Source organism: Armatimonas sp., assembly GCF_043760365.1.
In the GTDB taxonomy this organism is placed as follows: Bacteria; Armatimonadota; Armatimonadia; order Armatimonadales; family Armatimonadaceae; genus Armatimonas.
The window spans coordinates 1-3,339 of record NZ_JAYUPA010000795.1 but is presented as its reverse complement, the minus strand read 5'-3'; the positions used below and the strand labels follow the sequence as shown (position 1 = coordinate 3,339).

The following is a 3,339-nucleotide window of genomic DNA, read 5'->3' as shown; positions in this document are numbered from 1 at the left end:
GACGGCTCAATAAAAAAACATTGTGGCATTGTGTTCTCTAAACTCTTCTGGCACTATATCGTACTTACCAGCTTACAAAGTGTGCCAACGATCTTAGCTTAGAGCTTAGAGTTTCTTTGCAGATCATCCGGGGTGTTCACATTGTGAAGCTGCGCGGCCAGCTCCGGGGGCAGAAGTGCCTCTTTCCAGCGGCTACGCTGTATAAGCCCGTGGAGCGAGCGCCGCCCTGCCAGGAGTAGCTCCTCCGCCGTGGGCAGGCAGGCGGGGCTGTAGATCGCAAAGAGGGGTTCGAGTGAACTCGGAGTGTTATTTGTTTGTGGAGTGTTATTTGTTGGGGGGTGCGCCGCCACGAGAATCTCAATATTCTCAGCTCTCTGGGCCTGCTCCCAGCTTTGGATTAGCCATAAAATGGCCTCACGTCGCAGCTCGGGAAGGTCGCAGGCAAGCGCGAGAACGGGGCCTTGAGTGACTTGGAGCGCGGTGATAATTCCGCCCAGCGGCCCGTGATTAGGAAGAGCATCTGGAAAGCAGCGAACCGAGGCGGGCAGCTCGGGATGCGAGGCGCGACCAATCACCACAAGAGGCAAGCCGGTGGCCAGGCACTCCGTGACTATCCCAGGAAGAAAGAGCGCTGCCTTGTCTTGGCCAAAGCGCTGGCTCTTTCCTCCCGCCAAAATCGCGATACTTAGCTGCACAGCGTCTTGTGTCTTTGCGCAAAGCCCGACGGGGGCGCAAAAGTCGCCGTGGACTCCTGGGCCTCTTTAGGGCGCGGGTGGGCACAGGGGAAGTCTTTCTCGACAAAGAACTTGTAGTGCTCCGTCGTCACATAGACTCCCTCTGTTTGGGGCTGCGCGAGCTCCGCTAGTTCGCAGGAGCTCAGCGTTAGGGTCAGTGCCCCGGGAGTGTCGGAGTGGAGCACACTCTCTGCGCCCGACTGGAGCGCGACGCTCCAGCCACCGGGAAAGAGCGCACTTTCCCTGATTGCCTGGCCCGCTTGCAGCGCGGCAAGCTCGCCGGGCGTGATTCGCAGACGAAGGGAGCTCTCCATCCAGCGCACTTTCATGAACCAGCCTCTTTCTCGCCCGCCGCCGCTTCCTCGGGGGTGGCAGGGCGGACGCGCACCGCACTTACTTTGAACTCGGGGATCTTGGAGATGGGATCCAGGTTTCGCGCTGTGAGAAGATTCGCGGACCGCCCCCCGCCCCAGTGGTAGGGAAGGAAGACCGTGTCATCGCGGATGGTTTTTACGACACTTGCCTGGAAAGTGGCTTTTCCTCGGCGGCTCTCCAGAGTGACCCACTGGCTCTGGGAAATGCCAAGCCGCGCTGCCAGAGTCGGGTGAATCTCGACATGTGGCTGCGGGTACTGCTTTACCAGCCCCGCGATGCGGCGCGTTTGCGTACCGGAGAGATACTGGCTCACCACACGTCCCGTTGTGAGCCAGATGGGGTATTCGGCATCCACGACCTCAGCGGGGGGGCGGTAGGTGATCGGATGGAAGTGTGCCTTGCCATCCGGAGTGTGAAACTTATGGTCCTCAAAAAGCCGTGGGGTTCCGGGGTGGTCTTCCGTGGGGCAGGGCCAGAAGACCCCGTTGTTTTTCTCGATCTTCTCGTAGGTGATCCCGCCGTAGTCCGCCGTGCCGCCATGTGATGCGCGCCGAAGCTCGGTGAAGATGGCTTCGGGGCTGTCGAACTGAAAGCCCTTCTCCCGCCCGAGACGCTGGGCAATCGCCTGGAGAATCTGCCAGTCCGCCTTGGCCTCACCGGGGGGATCAACGGCCTTGCGAATCCGAATGACCCGACCCTCCGCGCTGGTGCTTGTGCCCTCGTCCTCCTCGTGGAGCGCACTGGGCAGGACAATATCGGCGTGCTGGGCGGTCTCGGAGAGGAAAAAGTCCATTACGGTGTAGTGCTCTAGGCGCTCCAGTGCCTCACGAGTGAAGTGGGAGTCTGGCAGGGAGACCAGAGGGTTGAAGCACAGCGAGAGCAGCCCCTTGATCTCACCGTCGTGAATGGCGTTCATGATCTCTTGTGCTGAGAGCCCCTTGCCTGGAATCTCACTCTCCAGCACCCCCCAGACCTCGGCGATGACCTTGCGGTGCTCCGGGTTGGTGATATCGCGGTTGCCGGGGAGCTGATCGCACTTATGGCCGTGCTCGCGCCCTCCCTGGCCATTGCCCTGCCCGGTGATTGTTCCGTAGCCGCAGCCCGGCCTGCCGAGCCGCCCGGTTGCCAGAACGATATTGATGCACGAGAGCACATTCTCGACACCTTTGCTTTGGTGCTCAATCCCGCGGGCATGGAGCAGGAAGCTGGTCTTGGCGGGCCCCCAGAGCTCGGCGGCTTTAATAATCAGCTCGGCAGAAACCCCGGAGTCGGCGGCGGCTTTCTCTGGTGTGTAGTCCGCGACAGCCGCTTTTGTATCGTCCCAGCCGCTGGTGTACTGGGCGATAAATGCCTCGTCGGTCCAGCCGCGCTCAATCAGCACATGGAGAATCCCGTTCATCAGCGCTGAGTCGCCGCCGGGGCGCACGGGGAGATGGAGATCCGCCGTGCGGGCAAGAGGTGTCACGCGGGGATCCACCATGATCAGCTTTGCACCCCGGTCCCGTGCCCGCCAGATGTAGTCGGTCGTGATGGGGGAGCACTCGGCGATATTGCTGCCGGTTACTAAAATCACATCCGCGAGCACGATATCGTCCCAGGAGTTGGCGGCCCTATCTATCCCGAAAGCTTTCTTATTGCCCGCGCCCGCCGAGACCATGCACAGCCGCCCGTTGTAGTCTAGATTCGCTGTCTGGAGCGCAAGCCGCGCGAACTTGCCCACCAGATACGACTTCTCATTGGTGAGCGAGACTCCGGAGAGCATCGCGAACGAGTCGTTGCCGTGGGTTTTCTGAATGCGCTGAATCTCCCGCACGGTCGTGTTCAAGGCTTCGTCCCAGGAAATACGCTCAAACCCCTTTCCCTCCACGCGCTTCATTGGGTAGAGCAGGCGATCCGGGTGCTCATTTTGCATGTAGCGCAGGATGCCTTTGGGGCAGAGCTTGCCGCGATTAAACGGAAAGTCCTCGCGGGGTTCAAAGCCAATCACTTTATTATTTTTGACCTTGAGGTTGATGCCGCACTGCTGCCCACAGAAGCAGCAGTGTGTCGCCACGAGCTTGTCCGGCTGCCCCTGGTAGGCCCAGCCTCCGGGCGGACTGGTGTTGAGATGTGGCCCGAACTGATCTATGAGTTCAGCCATCGGAAGGGAAAGTTTTGCCATGAATTTACAACTTGTAGTTTATCTCGCCGTAGGCAAAGAAGCCTTTGCTATCTGGGTAGATGCCTTTCA

Annotated in this window: 3 protein-coding genes; all 3 read right to left on the bottom strand. The window is 59.9% G+C overall.

The genetic code is table 11. From position 1 onward, the window contains the following. Window positions 1-98 precede the first annotated feature (98 nt). The 3 genes from ACH2EH_RS19250 to ACH2EH_RS19240 are packed head-to-tail and all read right to left on the bottom strand — an operon-like array spanning window position 99 to window position 3,270. Window positions 99-695 carry a molybdenum cofactor guanylyltransferase gene (locus ACH2EH_RS19250; protein WP_395144199.1) on the bottom strand — a complete coding sequence of 199 codons (597 nt, stop codon included), beginning with the start codon at window positions 693-695 and terminating at the stop codon, window positions 99-101. After that, the gene (locus tag ACH2EH_RS19245) at window positions 686-1,063 is read right to left on the bottom strand and encodes a DUF7009 family protein (protein ID WP_395144198.1); all 378 of its coding nucleotides are present in this window, start codon (window positions 1,061-1,063) and stop codon (window positions 686-688) included. Before ACH2EH_RS19245 ends, ACH2EH_RS19250 begins: the two co-directional genes overlap by 10 nt. Then, on the bottom strand, window positions 1,060-3,270 hold the full coding sequence (locus tag ACH2EH_RS19240) for a molybdopterin oxidoreductase family protein (RefSeq protein WP_395144196.1): 2,211 nt from the start codon (window positions 3,268-3,270) through the stop codon (window positions 1,060-1,062). The genes ACH2EH_RS19245 and ACH2EH_RS19240 overlap by 4 nt, the downstream gene beginning before the upstream one ends. Between the last annotated feature and the right edge of the window lie 69 nt (window positions 3,271-3,339).

Bases quoted from the DNA above. Each gene is read 5' to 3' on its own strand.
- ACH2EH_RS19245 (WP_395144198.1), bottom strand. From the start codon at position 1,063: ATGAAAGTGCGCTGGATGGAGAGCTCCCTTCGTCTGCGAATCACGCCC.
- ACH2EH_RS19240 (WP_395144196.1), bottom strand. From the start codon at position 3,270: ATGGCAAAACTTTCCCTTCCGATGGCTGAACTCATAGATCAGTTCGGG.